At 40.0% G+C, this 18373-nt stretch carries 16 protein-coding genes and 1 tRNA gene; 5 read left to right on the forward strand and 12 right to left on the reverse strand.

Annotated elements, in window-relative coordinates:
* Positions 1-113: 113 nt before the first annotated feature.
* The 12 genes from KAH81_06325 to ispE all read right to left on the reverse strand — a co-directional run bounded on the left by KAH81_06325 (position 114) and on the right by ispE (position 13917).
* On the reverse strand, positions 114-1631 hold the full coding sequence (locus KAH81_06325) for a hypothetical protein (protein MCK5833271.1): 1518 nt from the start codon (positions 1629-1631) through the stop codon (positions 114-116).
* A gap of 94 nt (positions 1632-1725) precedes the next feature.
* Positions 1726-2907, reverse strand: coding sequence for a glycosyltransferase (locus tag KAH81_06330; protein MCK5833272.1), 1182 nt, complete (start codon positions 2905-2907; stop codon positions 1726-1728).
* Complete coding sequence (gene rfbD, locus KAH81_06335) at positions 2904-3767, reverse strand: dTDP-4-dehydrorhamnose reductase (GenBank protein MCK5833273.1); 864 nt, start codon at positions 3765-3767, stop codon at positions 2904-2906. Before rfbD ends, KAH81_06330 begins: the two co-directional genes overlap by 4 nt.
* A complete protein-coding gene (locus tag KAH81_06340) occupies positions 3757-4686 on the reverse strand; it encodes a glycosyltransferase family 4 protein (protein MCK5833274.1) in 930 nt (309 codons plus the stop codon). Before KAH81_06340 ends, rfbD begins: the two co-directional genes overlap by 11 nt.
* Before the next feature lie 257 nt (positions 4687-4943).
* The gene (locus KAH81_06345; protein ID MCK5833275.1) at positions 4944-6476 is read right to left on the reverse strand and encodes an oligosaccharide flippase family protein; all 1533 of its coding nucleotides are present in this window, start codon (positions 6474-6476) and stop codon (positions 4944-4946) included.
* Positions 6466-7905: an O-antigen ligase family protein gene (locus tag KAH81_06350; protein MCK5833276.1), complete on the reverse strand. Its 1440-nt coding sequence runs from the start codon at positions 7903-7905 to the stop codon at positions 6466-6468. Before KAH81_06350 ends, KAH81_06345 begins: the two co-directional genes overlap by 11 nt.
* Positions 7902-8936 (reverse strand): hypothetical protein, encoded by a 1035-nt coding sequence (locus KAH81_06355; GenBank protein ID MCK5833277.1) that lies wholly within the window; start codon positions 8934-8936, stop codon positions 7902-7904. The genes KAH81_06350 and KAH81_06355 overlap by 4 nt, the downstream gene beginning before the upstream one ends.
* A gap of 1 nt (position 8937) precedes the next feature.
* On the reverse strand, positions 8938-11310 hold the full coding sequence (locus KAH81_06360) for an SLBB domain-containing protein (GenBank protein MCK5833278.1): 2373 nt from the start codon (positions 11308-11310) through the stop codon (positions 8938-8940).
* Positions 11311-11324: 14 nt separating this feature from the next.
* Positions 11325-11960: a 50S ribosomal protein L25 gene (locus KAH81_06365; GenBank protein ID MCK5833279.1), complete on the reverse strand. Its 636-nt coding sequence runs from the start codon at positions 11958-11960 to the stop codon at positions 11325-11327.
* 11 nt (positions 11961-11971) lie between these two features.
* Positions 11972-12961: a ribose-phosphate diphosphokinase gene (locus tag KAH81_06370; protein MCK5833280.1), complete on the reverse strand. Its 990-nt coding sequence runs from the start codon at positions 12959-12961 to the stop codon at positions 11972-11974.
* 26 nt (positions 12962-12987) lie between these two features.
* A tRNA-Gln gene (locus tag KAH81_06375) sits at positions 12988-13059 on the reverse strand.
* 6 nt (positions 13060-13065) lie between these two features.
* On the reverse strand, positions 13066-13917 hold the full coding sequence (gene ispE, locus KAH81_06380; protein ID MCK5833281.1) for a 4-(cytidine 5'-diphospho)-2-C-methyl-D-erythritol kinase: 852 nt from the start codon (positions 13915-13917) through the stop codon (positions 13066-13068).
* Positions 13918-13977: 60 nt separating this feature from the next.
* Between ispE and KAH81_06385 the strand changes: the two genes are divergently transcribed.
* From KAH81_06385 to KAH81_06405, 5 genes are all read left to right on the forward strand, one after another.
* Entirely contained in the window at positions 13978-14544 is a 567-nt protein-coding gene (locus KAH81_06385) for a hypothetical protein (GenBank protein MCK5833282.1), read from the forward strand.
* A gap of 124 nt (positions 14545-14668) precedes the next feature.
* Positions 14669-15424, forward strand: a complete 756-nt coding sequence (gene kdsB / locus KAH81_06390; GenBank protein MCK5833283.1) for a 3-deoxy-manno-octulosonate cytidylyltransferase — start codon at positions 14669-14671, stop codon at positions 15422-15424.
* Complete coding sequence (locus KAH81_06395) at positions 15417-16916, forward strand: hypothetical protein (GenBank protein ID MCK5833284.1); 1500 nt, start codon at positions 15417-15419, stop codon at positions 16914-16916. Before kdsB ends, KAH81_06395 begins: the two co-directional genes overlap by 8 nt.
* A gap of 16 nt (positions 16917-16932) precedes the next feature.
* On the forward strand, positions 16933-17802 hold the full coding sequence (locus KAH81_06400; GenBank protein ID MCK5833285.1) for a hypothetical protein: 870 nt from the start codon (positions 16933-16935) through the stop codon (positions 17800-17802).
* 315 nt (positions 17803-18117) lie between these two features.
* Positions 18118-18373 (forward strand): ribonuclease (locus KAH81_06405; GenBank protein MCK5833286.1); only part of this gene is annotated, 256 nt, incomplete at its 3' end.

The raw sequence follows: 18373 nt of genomic DNA on the forward strand, positions 1-18373 counted from the left end.
ACAAAAAAAGTAAAAAAATATTTAGCTCTAACCTATTAATATAAAAAGGGTTTTAGCTTTTAGTAGCATAAAATTATTTTTAAATGTCTATTATCTTATTGATATACATAACTTTACTTTATTTTTATATCCTTATACAACGAACCGCTTAGCCCAAATTCAAATTTCCAATAGTCTGATTTTTTTTCCGGCTCATGCAAATAATTTTGCACCCAACCATATTCAAAGCCCACATTACAAAATAAAAATGGCCGAAAATTGCCTTCATAACATAGTTTAAGTCCGCTGGTCTTCTCAACTATTCCGCTCGGAAATGGTTCGGTGTATTCCCCTTCTATATCCATCCATGGTTCAGACCATATCGCCTCGATTCGGCCTTCGCCTTTACGAAGATAAAAAGCCTCGATATCGATTATTAGCTTTGGATTAGCCATAAATTTGAGCTTAAATGAGCCAATATCGGCATCGTTGCCGAGATAAGAACCCAGGGGATCGTTTAAATAAATATATTTGTTCCAATATCTTATCTGATTATATGTCCAGTTTGTAACACCTTCGTATCTAGCGCTTAGAGTAAGCCATTTATCGAACACGGTTAATCCGTAGTCGGCCTGAGCGGCGATGGCTATCTCTGGTGGTTCTTCATCGCCCTGAGTCTTTGCTTCGACTTGAATATCATCGACCAAAAACTCACAAGATAGTCTTACAGGCGGGAAAAGAAGCTGGACATCACCCCCCACGAAAGTATTATCATCGAGGCCAAGGTTAAGTTGTTGAGCGTGGAACCAATATAAGGGAACAGTATATATTCCCTCAAAAGATCGCCCAAAACCTCCATAAAGGATTATTTCGTGAAGAGCGATACTGAAGTGCTTTGAAAGGTATTCCATTCTATGGCCAGAAAGGTATCTCTGGGACAACTCCCAGATCAGCGTATCCCCAAAGTCCCTTCTGCAATATATTGGATCGAGCCAGCCAGAGAATCCAGAAAAGCGGAATCGCCCAATGTCTATTTGATAATCTATTCGGTCAAAAGGAGCGTGAGCATTTCCAAGAATCAATCCTTCCCCCCACACAAGATAATCTCTTCCGAACTGAACACCCCAATCGTCGCCATCAACTCTAAGATAAACCTGATCCGGTCTTCCCGCGAAACCTGACCATTGCCTCCCACGAAAATTCTCCTCTCTGGCCCACCTAAGATTGACTTCATAGGATACAAAACCCTCTACCGGGTCCTTGGCCATCCCTCCCCCAAGCCTCATTTTAGGATAAAATCTATCGTCGGGATCACGCGGATTATTAAGAATTCCATCTATCCCCGGTTCAAAGATAATACCAATAGTGTCATTTTTTATTAAAGCGACCGATAGGCAATGCTTAAGTTCTTCGATCCATAATTTCGATGCAATGTCCGCGGGTTTTTCAGGAAGAGCATCGAGCATCCTTCCGGAGCGAAGAGGCCACACATTAGGTTGAAGAGAAATATATCCACGAAGTTCAAGTTCTCGGTAACTATCGAGCACAGGCCATGGGTCCGCCATCATCCTTCCGCTATCGGCAAGGAGCATGCCTTCAATAGCAATAAATACAAGTGAAATGAAAATTAATCTTGAAGAAGCTTTTTTCAATTTATCATATCTCTCTCAAATTCATTTTCGCATTGAAAATATGCATTTTGTTATACATTACTATAGTAGTGATTAAAACTCATGAAGAAATGATCTAAATGGCATCCGATGTAGCGGTTTTCTCCCGCCGGACTGCATCCTTTGGAGAGAGTTTATCCGATTTACGCCTGGAGGGTAATTTCACTCCCGCAGTATTCGCGAGGAGATTCTCGTAATAGTCGAGAACACTTTCCCACCTATAATATTTTTCGACGCGTTTTTTGGCTTTTTTAGCGAATTCGTTCCGTATTTTGGGGTGATCTATGAGGTTCTGAATCTTCCGGGTAAGGTCTCGTAAGTCATTTACCTTATAATAAATCCCGGCATCAGATATTGTTTCCAATTGTTCAGGAATGCCATTCACTATCACGCATGTACCTGCACCCATAGCCTCTAAAAGTGCTGGGCTGGTTCCTTCGAGTTCGCTAGGACTGACAAACAAGTATGAATTCGCGTAAAGTTCCGCCATAGACTCGCCATAGATCGCTCCGGTAAATACTGTCCCTGGTGGGGCTTGAGATTTCAATCTATTCACATATTCAAAGTCGTATGGATTATCTCCTACTATCACCAAAGGCATATCGGTCCGGATATTTGAATACGCACTGAGGAGTTTATCTATCCCCTTCTCCGGGATAAATCTTCCAACAAAAAGAAGATATTTTCCCTTTTCGAGACCGAATTTTTCTAGAATACCAGAGGGACATTCGCATTCAGAAATGTAGCTTCCGTAAGGAATATATACGGTCTCAGCGTTATACTGATTTCTGTAATATTCGCCGACTTTTAATGAATCGACGACTATTGCATGAGCGAACCAAGTGGCGAGTTTTTCGGAAAGATGCATCCAGGTACTTCCGATAACGCCGAATTTTTTTCTTCGCCATTCTACGCCATCGACAGAGACGATAACCTTTTTCCCGAATATCTTCAGAAACGGAATCAGGAAGGAATTCCCTACATTATATAGATGAACAACATCACAACGGTGGAAAATACATGAAAAAACGGAAATCGCAGTATGGCTGATCGTCGATAGGTTTCTTGATTCGATTGAAGGTAGATAACGCAGCCTCACACCCTCCCATATTTTGGGGCGCCCATTTCTACCACCTCGACAATAGACGACAACACTATGCCCCCGATTGACCAATTCCCGAGCTGTAATTTGCACATTGGTCTCGAAACCGCCGTAATGTGCCGGAATTCCTCTTATGCCGAGTATAGCAATCTTCATTGAATCAGCCGTTTAACATATTCGGCAAGTGCCTCCTCCCATGGCCTCATCTTATAACCTATTTCTCTTAATCTCACGTTTTCGATTGCTTCCATAGGTGGCCTCTGGGCGCTATTTTTGAAGAACTCCGACGAAACAGGTTTGACGATGCAATCGATACCTGCAACTCTGACGATTTCTTCAGCTATCTTAAATCGATTCGCACAACCTTCGTTAGCCACATGGAACAATCCATTGATTCTATTATTTACAAAATACAATATTAAATTCCCAATGTCCACTGTATAATTTGGGGAACCATAAATATCTTCTACAGCAGACAACATGCCCTCTTGCTTGGCTATTTTATATATTTTGCCTACAAACTTCTTATCCTGTGCGCCGCCACCAAATAGCCAACCTGCTCTGAGAATCAACCATCTATCTGGAGCGAGAATTTCACGGACAGCTTTTTCGCCAGAATATTTGGTCTTCCCATAGACATTTTGTGGACGCGGAATATCATCTTCAATATAAGGACTTTTCTTTAATCCTGAAAAAACGCCCGAAGTAGAAATATATATCATCGATACATTAAAATCAAAACAGGCTTGTGCGAGATTTTCAGTTCCTTTAGAATTGACATTTTCAGCAAGTTTTGGCTCGATTTCGCAACGGTCGAGATCAGTCATAGCTGCCATATGTAGCACCCAATTTGGACGAAAACGCTTTATGGCTTTCCGAACCTGTTCATTATCGCAAATATCTAATTCCTCTATATCGGTGGATAAAACATCACATTTTTCAGAGAGAATCGGGATAACATCGCAACCCATCATTCCTTTAGCACCAGTAGCTAAAATTTTTAATTTATTTGTCATTATGCCCCATTTCTATATGTAGAAGAAATTCATCCAGAGCTTCGGTTAATGAAGGATATTCATTCTGCATTTTTTTAAAATATTGATTATTAATATTTTTTTTTCTTCCTTGTGTATTTCTTTCGATCAATTTTTTTACAAATTCATTGGGCTCGATTTGAGAAACCAAAGAGCCATCAATGCCATCACGGATTAAATAGCCAATATTATCCACGTCACTTGCAACTGGCCAAGCACCACACATAAGTCCTTCATAAACAACTTTCCCGAATCCTTCGCATAAAGACGGCACGATAAGCGCATCACAGTTTTTATAATAGCTGATAATTTCTTTCTGAGGAAGGAATCCGACAATTCGCCATGATTTTCCCTCTTCTGAAACTTCCCGTAATTTTTTTCTAAGTTCATTCTTTAATTGTCCATCGCCGATTAAAGTTAATTTAGTCTTGGGTAGATCTTTTATCAATAATTTTAGTATATCTGGTAATAGCATAACCCCTTTTTCACGGCTAAAACGGCCAGCGAAAAGGATATTAAATTTATTTTCTTCGAAAGGACTGGTATAAGTTCTTGTGAATAATTCTTGAGGATATTTAGGCCAGTAAACTTTTATTCTATCGGGAGGGATATTATATTCCTCAGCAAGATAATGCTTTAGGAATTCGCCTCTGGCAAAAATAACAGGTATATCTGGATCGGTAATCGCGGATATCCCTCTTTTCCAGATTATTTTCCTCACCGGATTATCTGGAACAGGCCATTTAGCAACAATAATTGGGATATAGAGCGCGCCTTGTTTTTTCGTCCATTTTTGAAATAGTTTTTGCTCGTTATATCCCCCTACACCAATAAGTATTTGAGGATTAAAACTGTCGAGGGCCTTAACTATCTTCCTTTCCGCTAGGGCTCTTTTAATCATTCTAATTGGAAGTGCTGTTTGTTCAAAAGAACCGCAAGGAACAGTCAAAGCGGATATGTTATTAAATATTGCTTCACCACAGGCATTTTCGGTAATTCCTATGAAAAGGCCGTTCCGATTGCCGAGGATGTCTATAAATTCCCGAGTATATGAGATCTCAGAATCGAAAATTGGGACATTCGATTTGCCTTGAATATTTAAAGCCGACTTTACCTCATCTATCATAGAAGCGTGTTTAAATATGGCTATACGCTCTATCATGAGCTTCCCTTTTTAAATAATGAAGAGAGTAATTTCTTACGCAACTCTTTATCGACCGGGCAGTTGAAATATGATATTAATAAATATATAACACCGGCCGATATAATTGCAGCAATCAACCCGAATATTGATGAAATTTTATCGCTAAGATAATAAAGATAGACTCCCATTATTGATGAATTCACCAGTATTTTAAATAGAGCTATCCCCTCTACAGGTAACCTCACCAAGCGTCCTAGTGTTATCCAGATCGATATAATCATAAATAGAAAAGAAGAACCCGTTGCAATTACAGCTCCCCATAATCCAAGAATTGGGATAAGAACTATGTCAGCAATAAGATTATACACTGCAAAAACCGTTTGAGAGAAAAATAAAAGACGAGTTTTCTCCAATGAAGTCGCTACGAGCGTGAGCGGATATTTAAAAGCCGCAATAGCAAATACGACAGCTAACCCACCACAAATAGCTGAAGATGGGAGGAATTTCGAATCAAAAACATTCTCGATTATTGGTGAAGCAAAAATCACAACAAATATCGCGGTAGGCACAACAAAAAAGGTTTGAAGAGTTAAAACTTTAGAAAAATAAAGTTGGAGTTTTTCCGTGTCGCCTTTTCGAGCGAATTCCCTATAAATCGCCGTCTCGATAATAGATCCTATCAACCTGTCTGGCATCCATTTCATAATAGCTTGCCCAAGGGTTGCTGCAAAAGCGTATAGTCCAAGTTCATGTTTGTCCAGCAAGGCGGATATCACATATAAATCGGTAGATGTGCTGAAAAAGATAAAACCGAGATTACTTGAATACATATAAATTCCATAGCGAAACATTCTCTTTATTGGAAGATTTGAAAAGCTAAACGACTTAATATCGAATTCATTTATAAACGGCAGATAAAGGGCAATAAATAGAAAAAAGTAACTAATAGCATCTACTGCCAGTGCTCCAACCAAACCACCACCTCTACTGAGCACATAATAAAATGCGACTAATCTAAATAGATTGTGAACGGTAAAAATTATCATATAGAATGGTTGGCGTAGAAGTGCCCAATACACTCCAAACAACAAAAAGCATTCAAGGGTAAATATAATCCCAAAAGAATAGAATATAAAAAGAGATTTATAATCCGCAATTTTAAGTAAAGGGCCTAGGTAATCGAATAATAGAACTATTATACCAAGAAATAAAGCGCAAAAAATGAATCGTATTAAAACGAGACCCCTAACTGTGCGACCTATTGCCTCGATTTCCCCTTTTTCTGTGAATTCAGGAATAAATCTACGAGCGATTTCGCCTGTTCCTGCGTTGCTCAGAGTATTGACATAAGTCACTGTTCCAATAAAAAGCCCAAACACACCATAGGCCCAAACCGGAAGGTAGTGCGCCTGAATCCACACAACTCCAAAGCTTATGGCTTGATTCAATATCTTACCATAAACCATAGCTTTGCCGCTTCTAATAGCTGCCTTTTTTATATCGGCATCATGGCTTGGATTAATTTTCCTTATTTTGTCACGAATCAAGACTTTTTACTCCTATGGATACTTCCTTAACACCAGAGTAAATCTTTTCGGTGATCATCGCACAGCTGAAAATAAGAATTGTATTTGTGGGTAAAACATATGCCGCCGATGAGCCTATTCCATGAACTAATATAGCAATGATAAATGCGGGTTGAGCAAGAATAAAATTTTTTTCAAGAGTATCTTTTATTAAATTGCGATGGAATAACAAAAATAGGCTTCTCTGAAACCACAAAATAAAAATCGTAAAAAACAACCCTATTCCCACCAAGCCCTGATGGACCATCAACATGAAGTATAATCCATCAATTCTCGATTGTCCAAACCGCAGTAATGAATACCATTCGACACCAATACCCCTTCCAAAAATCCAGTTTTTTTGAATCATTTTCAGGGATTCGTATATTTGGTATCTTCGCGAGGCGATAGAGAGGTCTTTTCTCCATTCGAATAAAGATAACGCTCTATTTGTAACACTTTTTAGAAAAATATCAAAGCTGTCGCCCTTGGCAAACTTCAGAAACATTATACTAAGAACACCAATAGCAGTGAGCCCCAGAAGGATTTTTAGAACGAATATAGCTCTTTTCCCTTTTGGTTTAAATACAGCTAAAAGAGGTATGATAATCAATAATTCCCCAGCGATAGCCACATAAAGAAGCCTCGTTTGGGAAGTTATTAACACTGCAAATGATATCAGTAAAATAATCCAATAAAAAGCATTTTCCCCAAATGAAATTTTTTTTTCGTTTATTAAAACAATAATTAACGGGAAAAAAAGCATGATGTTCGATAATGGAGCCCAAGCAAGTCTGCCTGTTAGCGAGGTTCGACTTATAAGGAATATCCCAAAATACTGCAAAAAATAAAAGAAAAGAGCAAGCACCCATCCGATAAAAAGCATTTTGATAAACCTTTTTGTCGAACCCCCAGATCCAAAATAGCATCCAATAGGTAATATCATGATGGGGTAAAGGGCATTCCTAAATGAGGTTCGCACTTCGCTGATATCGTAACCCATCGTATAACCGCGTATAGTCTGTGCTACTATCGAAATAAAATATACACCGATGACAATAAACATCGGTGAAATCTCTATTCTTCTTTTGCGAGTTAAAATCTCGATAAATAACGACGCAAAAACAAAAACCATCGCTATTTCAAGAAACCAAACATTGAGGCCGCCAATATATATTTCAAGTGGATTCTGAAATGAGGGATTGTGGATCAAAGCAAAAACAACAGTCCCAAATAGAACCGCATCGAAGGGTATAATCAGAAGCAGTGAAGCGGTTAATGCGAAAAAGGGAAGCGCAATTCTAGGGTTAAACCAGACAGCTAAAAAAGCCCCCATGAGAGACCAAATAAACACACCGAAATATGCCCAACGGAGTGTCCCGACGGAACCGTCGGTGACGTCATCTCTCAACATTTCCTCCGAAAAATGCCTTTGAGGTCTCTCCAATCCATCTTAATTGCCGCTTTAACTTCATCGCGATAAACAAATTGATCTGAAGGTGTTGGATCTTTAGCCTCGAGGATAGAGAGGGCTAAGAAAAGGATTAGCAAAGCAAAAATCAAAGACGCCATAAAGACCGGAATTCTTTTAGGGCCTGCTTTTTCGTCTGGTGGTTTGGCATAATCTAAAACCGAGACAACAGGCGTCGTTTTCTGCTTAGTTAGATTCGCCATTTCATACTCTTGAATGAGCAATGAATTAACTTGTTCCTTTATATCTCGATCATTCGTTAGACGGCGCACAGAAGCTTCAACCTTTGGAGTGCTAGCGTTAGGATAACCCCTATTATCTTCGAGAAAGTTAATAAGTGAGTCGCTTGCGGCCTGGAGAGTGGCATTGCTTTCTACGAGCCTCTTTTCTAAATACTTAATACTCTCACCCGCTTGAGTAATCCTCACATGTTTGTTGAATTCATCGAGTTTTTCTATCCAAGTATTAAGTAGTAAAGCAGCCAAATAAGGATCTTTAGCTTGAACTCTTAAGGTTATAATACCATTTTCAAGATCTGACTTCGCGTTACTTGAATTAAGAAAATCTTCAACACCGAGTGAACCCCGCTTATATCCAAGCAATTCTCGAAGTTTTCCTTCTCGCCATTTATTATGTCCATCCTGAAAGCGGACTTCTTCTTCTATAACTTTATCTATAACGGCTCTGGAGCGAAGAATATCTACGTATAAAAATGAACTTGGCGCGCCATCTTGTGATTGAGTCCCTTGCGAACCAAAGAAACCAGTGAGGATTCCTATAACACCCATATTCGAAGAATCAGAGGAAGGAAGAAGTTTTCCTTGAGCTTCAAAGGTTGGTGTGGCTATTTCCGTGAAAACGATAGTGAATATCAGTGGTAAAACAACCACCAAATAAAATAATCTTCTTCTACGAAGCAAAAGCCTAGAATACTGTGAAAAACGAGATCCAATTTCCTGATGCATGGCCATTTTATAACTTAAGAAGAATATATATTGTTGTAGCCAAACTGCTAATTATTGACACCGTTTCACCGAGAGTGCTTATCCAATCGGTCTTTTTCTTAATTCTTTGGGGAACTATAATAGCATCTCCGGGTTCGATATTGCCGGTTCTGAGTGAGGCCTTGATAACCTTACCATTGGCTTTAACAACACGAATTCCGCTGACATCAGCGTTACGGGTGATTCCGCCTGCGCGGTCGATATAATAATTAAGTCGTTTCCCATGAACCCAACGAATAGTTCCATTAGAAGCAACCATCCCAATAACATTAACACCTGTTGGGGTTTTGGGAATATAGATAGAATCTCCATCCTCGAGAAGAATATCCTCATCCAACCTACCGGCTACGACCCTATCCATATCGAGTATAATCCGAGCTATTTGTTCGGGTGTGTATATAAATAAAAATGGTGATGTGACTATATTACCCTCAGAATCAAGAACAGCCTCCTGAGTTTGTTGGACAATAGAACGCAAATTGCGATTTTCGATTTCGTCAGCCAGCCTAGGACGAATAAAAACTGCACCGCTAATAAATGCTTCATCAGTAAAGCTTCCAGTGCGATAAATGAGATCCGATAAACGCTCGTTTTGGCTTCTAAGCGCATATTTACCCGGAAATTCGACTTCTCCAACTATAGTAACAATATCCTGAAGTTTCCACCCGGGAACATCACGAATAAAAACAACGTCATAAGGCCTAAGAAGTATATCTTCTGGTCCCTTAGGATTTTCAAGTGCCTTAACAAGATTAATATCGGTAACCTTCGTGGGTTCACCTGGACGAACCCTGGCCAATTCAGCCTTTTCTATAAAAGCGCTTGGCGTAAATCCTCCGGACTCAAAGATAATATCCGAAATATGCATATTTTTATACAATTCAAATTCGCCCGGTCTTCGAACGGCGCCATAGATGGACACAAATTCCCTATCGGTTACATCCCAAATGCTATAAACAACTACTAGGTCCTCATTTTGGAGATAGATATTGTCTTGGCAATTCGGATCATCAATTATACGTCTCAAATTCAAAGGTATAATGGATTTAGACCTATCTGGAAGAATTCTGACTAAATCAGCTCGATTTCGATAAGCATCTGGAAGAAGCTGGTGTCCTTCTTCAAGAAGATCAGAGACGCGCATGGAATCAAAATAGCCATAAGCACCAGGCTGGACTACCTGTCCTTGCACGGTTACAATATCATAACGATATACCTCAATAGAGAAAACTGAAATGTCATCCCCATCTAGAGCTGGCTTTGAACACCATACACTATCGCTAAAATCGACAGTGACTATGCCATAGTTACTACCCTTAATCCTATCTACCATTGCCGAAGAAATATTAGCCGTGGGCAAAGGACCTCCGGCTAATTCAAGAACTTCACCAAGCGAAGTCGAATCTTCGATCTCGTAAATAGCAGGATGGGAAACCTGTCCTCTAACCTTAACAATGGGGCCAAGTCTTGGAATAAGGACGATATCTCCATTTGCGAGTTGGATTCCGCCCTTACTTTTGCCCTCAATAAAAAAATCATACATGTCGAAAACAGATATAAGGCGTCCCGAACGATAAACCTTGATATTCCGATACGAACCAAATTCATTTGGGCCGCCGGAAATCATTAAAGCTTCGATAACATGAGCCATTCCAGGAAGTGAATAGGTTCCGGGAGACCGAGCTTCACCCACAACAAAAACAGTTGAACCACTCATCTTGGAAAGGGTAATATCCAATTCGAAATCGCTATAAATCTTATCCAAGGCTTTTATTATAACATTGCGAGCGGAATCCATATTCAATCCTGCAACTGAAATGGTTCCGGAACGGGGAATAAAGATTTTGCCTTCCCTATCAACAGTCAGATTATATTCGAAATCGACATTGCCCCAAAGGCTAACGATAATATTATCGCCTATCCCTAAAATATAATCATTCGATACAGGAGAGGCAGTAATAGTAGCTGTTTTTAAATTGTCGAAAAAAACTGACCCGAAAAGTTTTAAATCTTTCGGAGTAGCCTTCCGAATACTCTGGACTGTATCTCCATCAACAATTATCCTATCGAAAAAGAAATCCTCGGGAATTTTCTCAGCGACGACTTCCTCGCGAATTTCTTTTTGCTCAAAACGGAGCGTATCTGTACCATCGTAGATCGGAGGTGTCTCATAAGATGGAACTTGCTGGCTAAGCATTGGAGCTTGCTGCTCTTTGAGATACTTTTCATATTGTTGTTGTATCTCAGGGCTCATCCATTGAGTATCGGAACTCAATTGAGAAAACAATGAAACCGATACTAATATCGAAAACAATATTAGGTTTTTAATCTTAAAACCCATAAGCTCCTTAATAATTATTCTTCAGAGGTTTCCGCTTCTTCCTCGGTTTCAGCGCCTTCCTCGGCCTCTTCACCCTCTACTTCTTCTACCTCTAGACCACGAGGTTTAATGACTGTCGCTACTGTTTGAGAATTATCATTTACAATCTCTATTCCTTCTGGCATGACAAGGTCTTTAACGTGAATAGCATGTTCGAAATCGAGATCAGTTATATCCACATGGATCGAATCTGGGACATTATCGGGAAGAGTCTTAATGTCCAGCTCATAAAGCCTAGGCATAAAAAGACCACCCGAATGAACTCCAACGGATTCGCCCGAATATTCAATAGGGACTTTAGTTTCGACCGGTTTGTCTCTGGGTACTTCCTTAAAGTCGATATGCAAAATCCTTTCAGAGACCGGATGATATTGAACCTCGGCGAGCACGGTCAGTTTTGATTGCACATCACCTACCTGAAGCTCGATTATTCCGCGTTCTCTAGTTTTTTGCAGAAAAACCCTTAAATCGTGTTCGTTGAATTTAAGATATAATGGTTCTGATGAAGAACCATAGACTATCCCCGGAACAAAGCCGGAGTTCCTGATACTTTTCAATCCCTTCTTTCCAATTTCTTCTCTCTGCTCTGCTTTGAGTGTCAATATCTTCATATTTTCTCCCTTTAATTCTCCCAGAGGTCCAGGGTATTGTCCTCATATAGGAGAACGGACACTGATTTTTCAAAATGGATATGGTGTATAGCCATCGCAAAGAATCGCCCTGTTTCGATTATATTAATATAATCGCGATTCTTGGATGCCTCAAGTGGTATTGTGTTCGTGATAGTAAGGCCCTCTATTTCAGCAGAGTCCAGCCTTTCCATGGCTGGACCGGATAGAAGCGGGTGAGTGGAGCAAATAAAAATCTTCCCGCAACCCTCGCCCTTGAGCTTGAGGCAGGCTTGTTTCATCGTTCCTGCTGTATCGATAATATCGTCGAGAATTATGATGTGTTTATCCATAACCTCACCGACAATCTTCATTGCTTGAGCTTCTCTGGTTATCTTCTTCCTTTTCTTATAAATAACAGCAATGGGCAGATCTAATCTCGAAGCGATATTTTCCACTCTTTTGACTCCACCGATATCGGGGCTAACAATAACAAAATCCTCTCGGGGATTGCAATCGAATCTTCCAAAAACATCTGTTTCGATGTGATGTTTGAAAAGATTATCGGAAACTAGCTGATCGGTGGGAATATCGAAAAACCCTTGAATCTGAGCCGCATGAAGGTCCATTGTGAGAACCCTGTCGGCACCTGCGCCCACTATTAAGTTAGCGACAAGCTTGCTAGTTATTGGAACGCGCGGCTCGTCCTTACGGTCCTGGCGGGCATAACCAAAATATGGAATGACCGCAGTCACTCTCGATGCACTCGAACGCCTGGCAGCATCGATCATAATAAGAAGCTCGAGAAGATTATCCGCATTTGGAAATGTTGACTGGATAATGAAAACGTCCTTGCCGCGAATATCCTCGCCGATCTTAAAACGAATCTCGCCATCGGCGAAATTCCCAATAAACGTTTCACAGGGCAAAATTCCGAGCTGCCTCGCAATATCATGTCCGAGTTTTGGATTCGATCTTCCAATTATAAGCTTTAGGTTGTCCATTTTTTCGCCTGTTTATTGTAAATTTTCTGGGGTGGGAGGACTCGAACCTCCGAATGACGGGACCAAAACCCGTTGGCTTGCCACTTGCCTACACCCCAATATAATCACAAAAAAGAATTTTTAGCTGGCAAGGCCACTTCGCACCAAAATTCCCTAAATTTCTCTTTGGCGCTTTCCGCTGCCTTGATATCCTTAAATATGCCAAAAAAACAGCTCCCGCTACCAGACAATGCCGCATACCCGGCACCGGAACGGATAAGCCTTTTCTTTATTTCCTTTGCTCCCGGATGTAATTCGAAAAAGGGGACTTCGAGAGCATTACCCTTATCGGCAAAATCCAAAATACTCGCCGATGAATGTAAATGATGAATACTAATTTTCTTATCGCCTTCTGTCAAGCCTTTTTTAGCCTTCTCGTAAGCTAATTTAGTTGACATCCCAAAATTCGGTTTTATTAGAAGAATGGCATAATCGGTTGGAATTTCCAAATCGGTTACCTTTTCGCCCCTGCCCTCGATAAGGCTCGACCCCGAACCAAAGAAAAATGGGACATCGCTGCCAACCGCAGCTCCAAGAGCGAAAAATTGCTCCCTATCAATTTTAAGACCCCATTCTCGAGCTATACCGATCATGGATGCAGCAGCATCGGAACTTCCACCACCAAGACCACTTTCAATAGGGATATTCTTCCCTATATCGATTTTCACACCAAGCTCTCTTCCTGATGCCGCACAAAGAATAGCCCATGCTTTGGCAACAGTGTTGCTACTATCGAGTGGGAGCGTTGGATTATTTGAAGTAAGCGAAAGGCCGCTATCGGATTTCTCTACCCGGATAACATCCGCAAGCGAAATAGTTTGAATAAGGCTAACTATTTCAGTGAATTTATCGGGTCGGTCGCCAAGTATCTTTAAAAATAGGTTTATTTTCGCGTGTGCTAAAATTATTTGCGCCATTAGCTCAAACCATTTTCAAATTGTGTTGTTAATAAATTCAATGTAATCTATATTGTAATTATGAAAAATAAATTTTTTATTCTGTTTCTTATCCTCTTCGCCTCAGCTTTCGCCAGCGATATCCCAACAAGCGCTATCGTCAAAGCATGGAAAAACCGAAATCTCTTCTCGGCAGATATAACGCAAAACTCTATCTCCCCGATAGACACACTCATCGAAACCGGCAATATAGCTATTCGCAAACCCGATGCCATTTTTAAAACCAAATCAGAGCTCATAATATTTAAATCTGGAAGGCTTTATACATATACAACCGGCTCGGATGTGGGCATGGTTTCCACTATGGAAAGTTTCGCATATGCCGATGTCTCTCTTTTAATAAGCGAACTCGAGATGAATTTCATGCTTAAATTGGCCAAAACCGATATCGGTTATAATTTAACGGGCATAAACGGAACTGGGAATATCGTCTCCTTCTCGGCCTCTCTGGATGAGCAGTTCATCCCCAAAAAAATAACATGGATTGACCTCTTTGGATATATAACCGAAATAACCTTTGAAAATATCTCCATCAAAGATAAAGGGCAAAATATTAATGTCCCAAAGGATATCGAGTTCCTAGAATAACAAAAAAGTATCTTATTGGTCTATGGATGAAAAGAAAATCGGGGCCAGCACGGGTGAATGGAAAGGTCGGGGGAGGGTTGAACCGCAAAAACCATGACGGTCCGGTGGCGAAATAGGAGTTATTATGAATTACAATATTTGGGCCATAATACCAGCCCGATATGCCTCGAAGAGACTTCCAGGTAAACCTCTTCGTGAAATCGCCGGTAAACCACTTATTTGGTGGGCATGGCGCGCCGCGACGAATTCAGGCCTATTCAATAAAGTTATAATCGCTACCGATGATGAGAGAATAGCCAAAACTTCCGAGTCCTTTGGCGCAGATTACACAATGACAAATCCCGAACATGCCTCAGGAACAGACAGAATTGCGGAGGTTATTATCTCTACTCTTCCTTCAAGTAGGCCGAGCGTCGTGCTTAATATTCAAGGGGACGAGCCTTTATTAACCCCGGGAATACTCGAGCAATTCGTGCCCAAATTCATTGAAAGCGGAAAACCGATGGGAACAATCATCACCCCAGCAAGGATGGATGAAATCGAAGATCCGGCTACAGTTAAGGTTATTACAGACTCAAACAATGACGCTTTATATTTCAGCAGAGCAAGAATACCGTTCGACCGAGATGGCATGGGAAGAGTAATATATTACAAACACATAGGTATCTACGCATTTCAAACGCCAGCTTTAATAGAATTCTCCAAAATGAAGCCCTCAAAACTCGAAACTATCGAAAAACTTGAACAACTTAGAGCTATTGAAAACGGATGGAAAATATCTTGTGTAGAAATAACGGAAGCAACAAATCTCATTGGCGTTGACACAGAGTCGGATTTAAAACGCGCTGAAAAAGTGATTTTAAGAGGGAATATTGAATAAATACCTGCCATATATCATTGCGATCTTGGTTGTGATTTTATTTAGGGCGATTCTCCCTGCTCCAATCCTCGACGATGCTTTTATCACAGCACATATCGCCCGGAATCTTGCCTCCGGCATGGGCATGGTTCACAATACTGATGAGCGGATTTTTACTGCTACCACTGCTTTATGGACCTTTTTGAACGCCGGCCTCCGAGCTCTAAATATCGATTCTGTAGTCGCATTGTTCATTCTATCGTTTCTCTCGGAGATATTTTTAGCAATAATATTAATCCGCCTTGGGAAAATTATTTTCAATAATCCCTGGATAGGAGCCTTTACTTCCATTCTACTGACTACATCACTCCCGTTTATAGTATCGAGTTATGGAGGTATGGAAATAGCTCTTTCCTTAATTACTATTGCTTTGGCTTTTCTCTTCTTAACAGAGGATAAACCAAATATGGCGCTCGTTATCTCGGCAATCTCCATCTGGGTTAGATTCGATAATGTTTTGCTTTTTGCTTTTATTTTCCTTTGGATTATTGTTAAAAAACGAGAGAAATTTTCATGGAAATTTCTAATCGCTCCTTTTTTTATCCTATTATCTTACTTTGTATTTGCGCAAGCTTATTTCGGAACTCCGTTACCAATAAGCGTCTTGAGAAAGGCTGCTTTTCCAAATGCCAGCTGGGTTTTAGGTGCTTCTGCTATCGCTGTTCAGTTTTTCAAAATCGCCGTGGGAATAGCCGACCCATTAATAACATCACATTCACTGCATTGGATTGTTCTTCCTCTTTCAGGATTGGGAATATACTCTCTAAGCAGTAAAAGCAGGCCGAAATTTACCCCCATCATAATTTTCTCTTTATTTTATATTTTAATCTGGACCATAACTGGTAAAACATATGCCACCCTATTCGTTTGGTATTTCATTCCACCATTATTGGGTATATTTTTATTGTGCGCTATGGGAGTAGTTACTTTATCCAATTTTATCTCCAACGGCTTAATTCGTAAGGTTGTAGTATCTGTGGGACTCATAATATGGATCACCGCAACTTTGTTTTTTGCTAATTCAAGGATGGATGATTATCTAGAAACAACCTATGCCACTCGCGAGAAAACCTACTCCGCTATAACACTTTGGTTAAATAAAAAACTTCCTGAAAATTCGACTATATGTGCCGGCGAGATTGGCGCCATTAGATTCTACGCCAAGCCAACCATTAAAGTCCTCGACATGGTCGGTCTTACTAGGCCGCTTTCGGATAAAAGGCTTCCGATCAATCTTATTAAGGAAGAGCGCCCTGAAGCAATAATATACTGGCCACTTAAGGGTCAAAGTTATGCGCAAATTTCATCTATTTATAAAAACTATGATTTCGGCGACATAAATGGAATAATGATAGGTGTTCGTAAAGACTTGGCGGATTTTGTTTTTAACGATTCGTATGAATTAATCGAAATCTTCGAAAAAGTCAAATTGGATTCGGAGAATCCTATATAAGTGATTGGGGCAAAAATTGAGAAGATATTCAAAAGCTACGAGTTTATTTTTTGGGGTATCTGTAATTTTGCTTATTCTTGCCTTTATCGTGCAGCTTACAGGTGGATGCCGTGGTGAGGTTTTTGGAATATCGTATTCTCTTCAACGCCCAAACCCAATCTTCGGTGGGATAATTATTTTTGCTGCAATACTTTCTTTTCTATCGAAGAATTTTAGGTCGGACACATTAAACATAACCGATAAATTATTCTCTCGCACTTATCTAGCCCATTCGTTTTGGTATTCTCTCCTTTTTTTAGGGCTTTTCACGTTGGCCATGGAGCTTTTCGCAAAACAGGGTTCGATATTCGACCTCAACCGCGAGGATGCTATTGGGACATATTTTCACGCCTTCCTACTCTTTCTCGTGGGTTTTTTAGCTATTTCGAGAAGCCAGGTAACAAAGAACAAACCATTCAGGTGGTATGTATTCGGAGGGTTGTTTTGGGCGATGGCGATAGATGAATTAACATCTATTCATGAATCCATTCCGCGTAGGCTATCTTTAGGGCAATCCTCGAATGAAATTTGCGGCCTCGTTTCATGGACTGTATTATTGGCTCCTGTCATATTATTTGTAGCATTATATTTCTTCTTTATATCCTATAGACTCGGCAAAAAATCCCGTGTTTTCATCATTTTAGCTATCGCATGCTATTTAACTGCGGTTTCCCTAGAGCAATTAATACTAGGCTCTCACATTCCAACCGCAGAATGCCTCGCAGAAGAAGGCATCGAGATGTTGGGAACATCGTCTTTTATTATAGCCCTTGCCTTAGCACATAAACATCCAGATAGAGTATTCAAACTGCCTTTTAATACCAAAAAACACCGGACAATACGCTGATACGCTTAAGGTTCATTAGTTGACAGATCACGCACCCCCAGCACAAGCACAATCCCTCTCCGACAATTGAATAGAAGAATCTTCATGATTTCAACTACATTACTGTTAAGGGTAAAGAAGCTTTTTGGGAGATGGATTTACTAGAGGGATATTTCTAGAATGATTATAGGTGAACACTAAAAATTACGACATTCACTTTTCCCGCATTGCATACCTCCTAATTAAATAATAATTTAATCTGTTATTGACTTTAGCATCATAACACGTTAGATTTTTCATGCCGGTGGACTGGATTTATTACTTAGAAAGGTGGCAATGCCGCGCAAAAAGAAGATATTTGTAATCGATACAAATGTTATTTTATACGACCATACGGCCATATATAATTTCCAAGAACACGATGTAGTTATTCCTATTGTTGTTCTCGAAGAAATCGATAAGTTTAAAAAAGGCAATAACTTAATTAATTTCGAGGCACGCGAATTCGTCCGTAAGCTGGATAAAATAGCTGGCGACAAGCTTTTTACCAAGGGTATCTCCCTTGGTAAAGGTAGAGGAAGGCTCTTTATCG

The organism is bacterium (assembly GCA_023145965.1).
Lineage (GTDB): Bacteria > UBP14 > UBA6098 > UBA6098 > UBA6098 > UBA6098.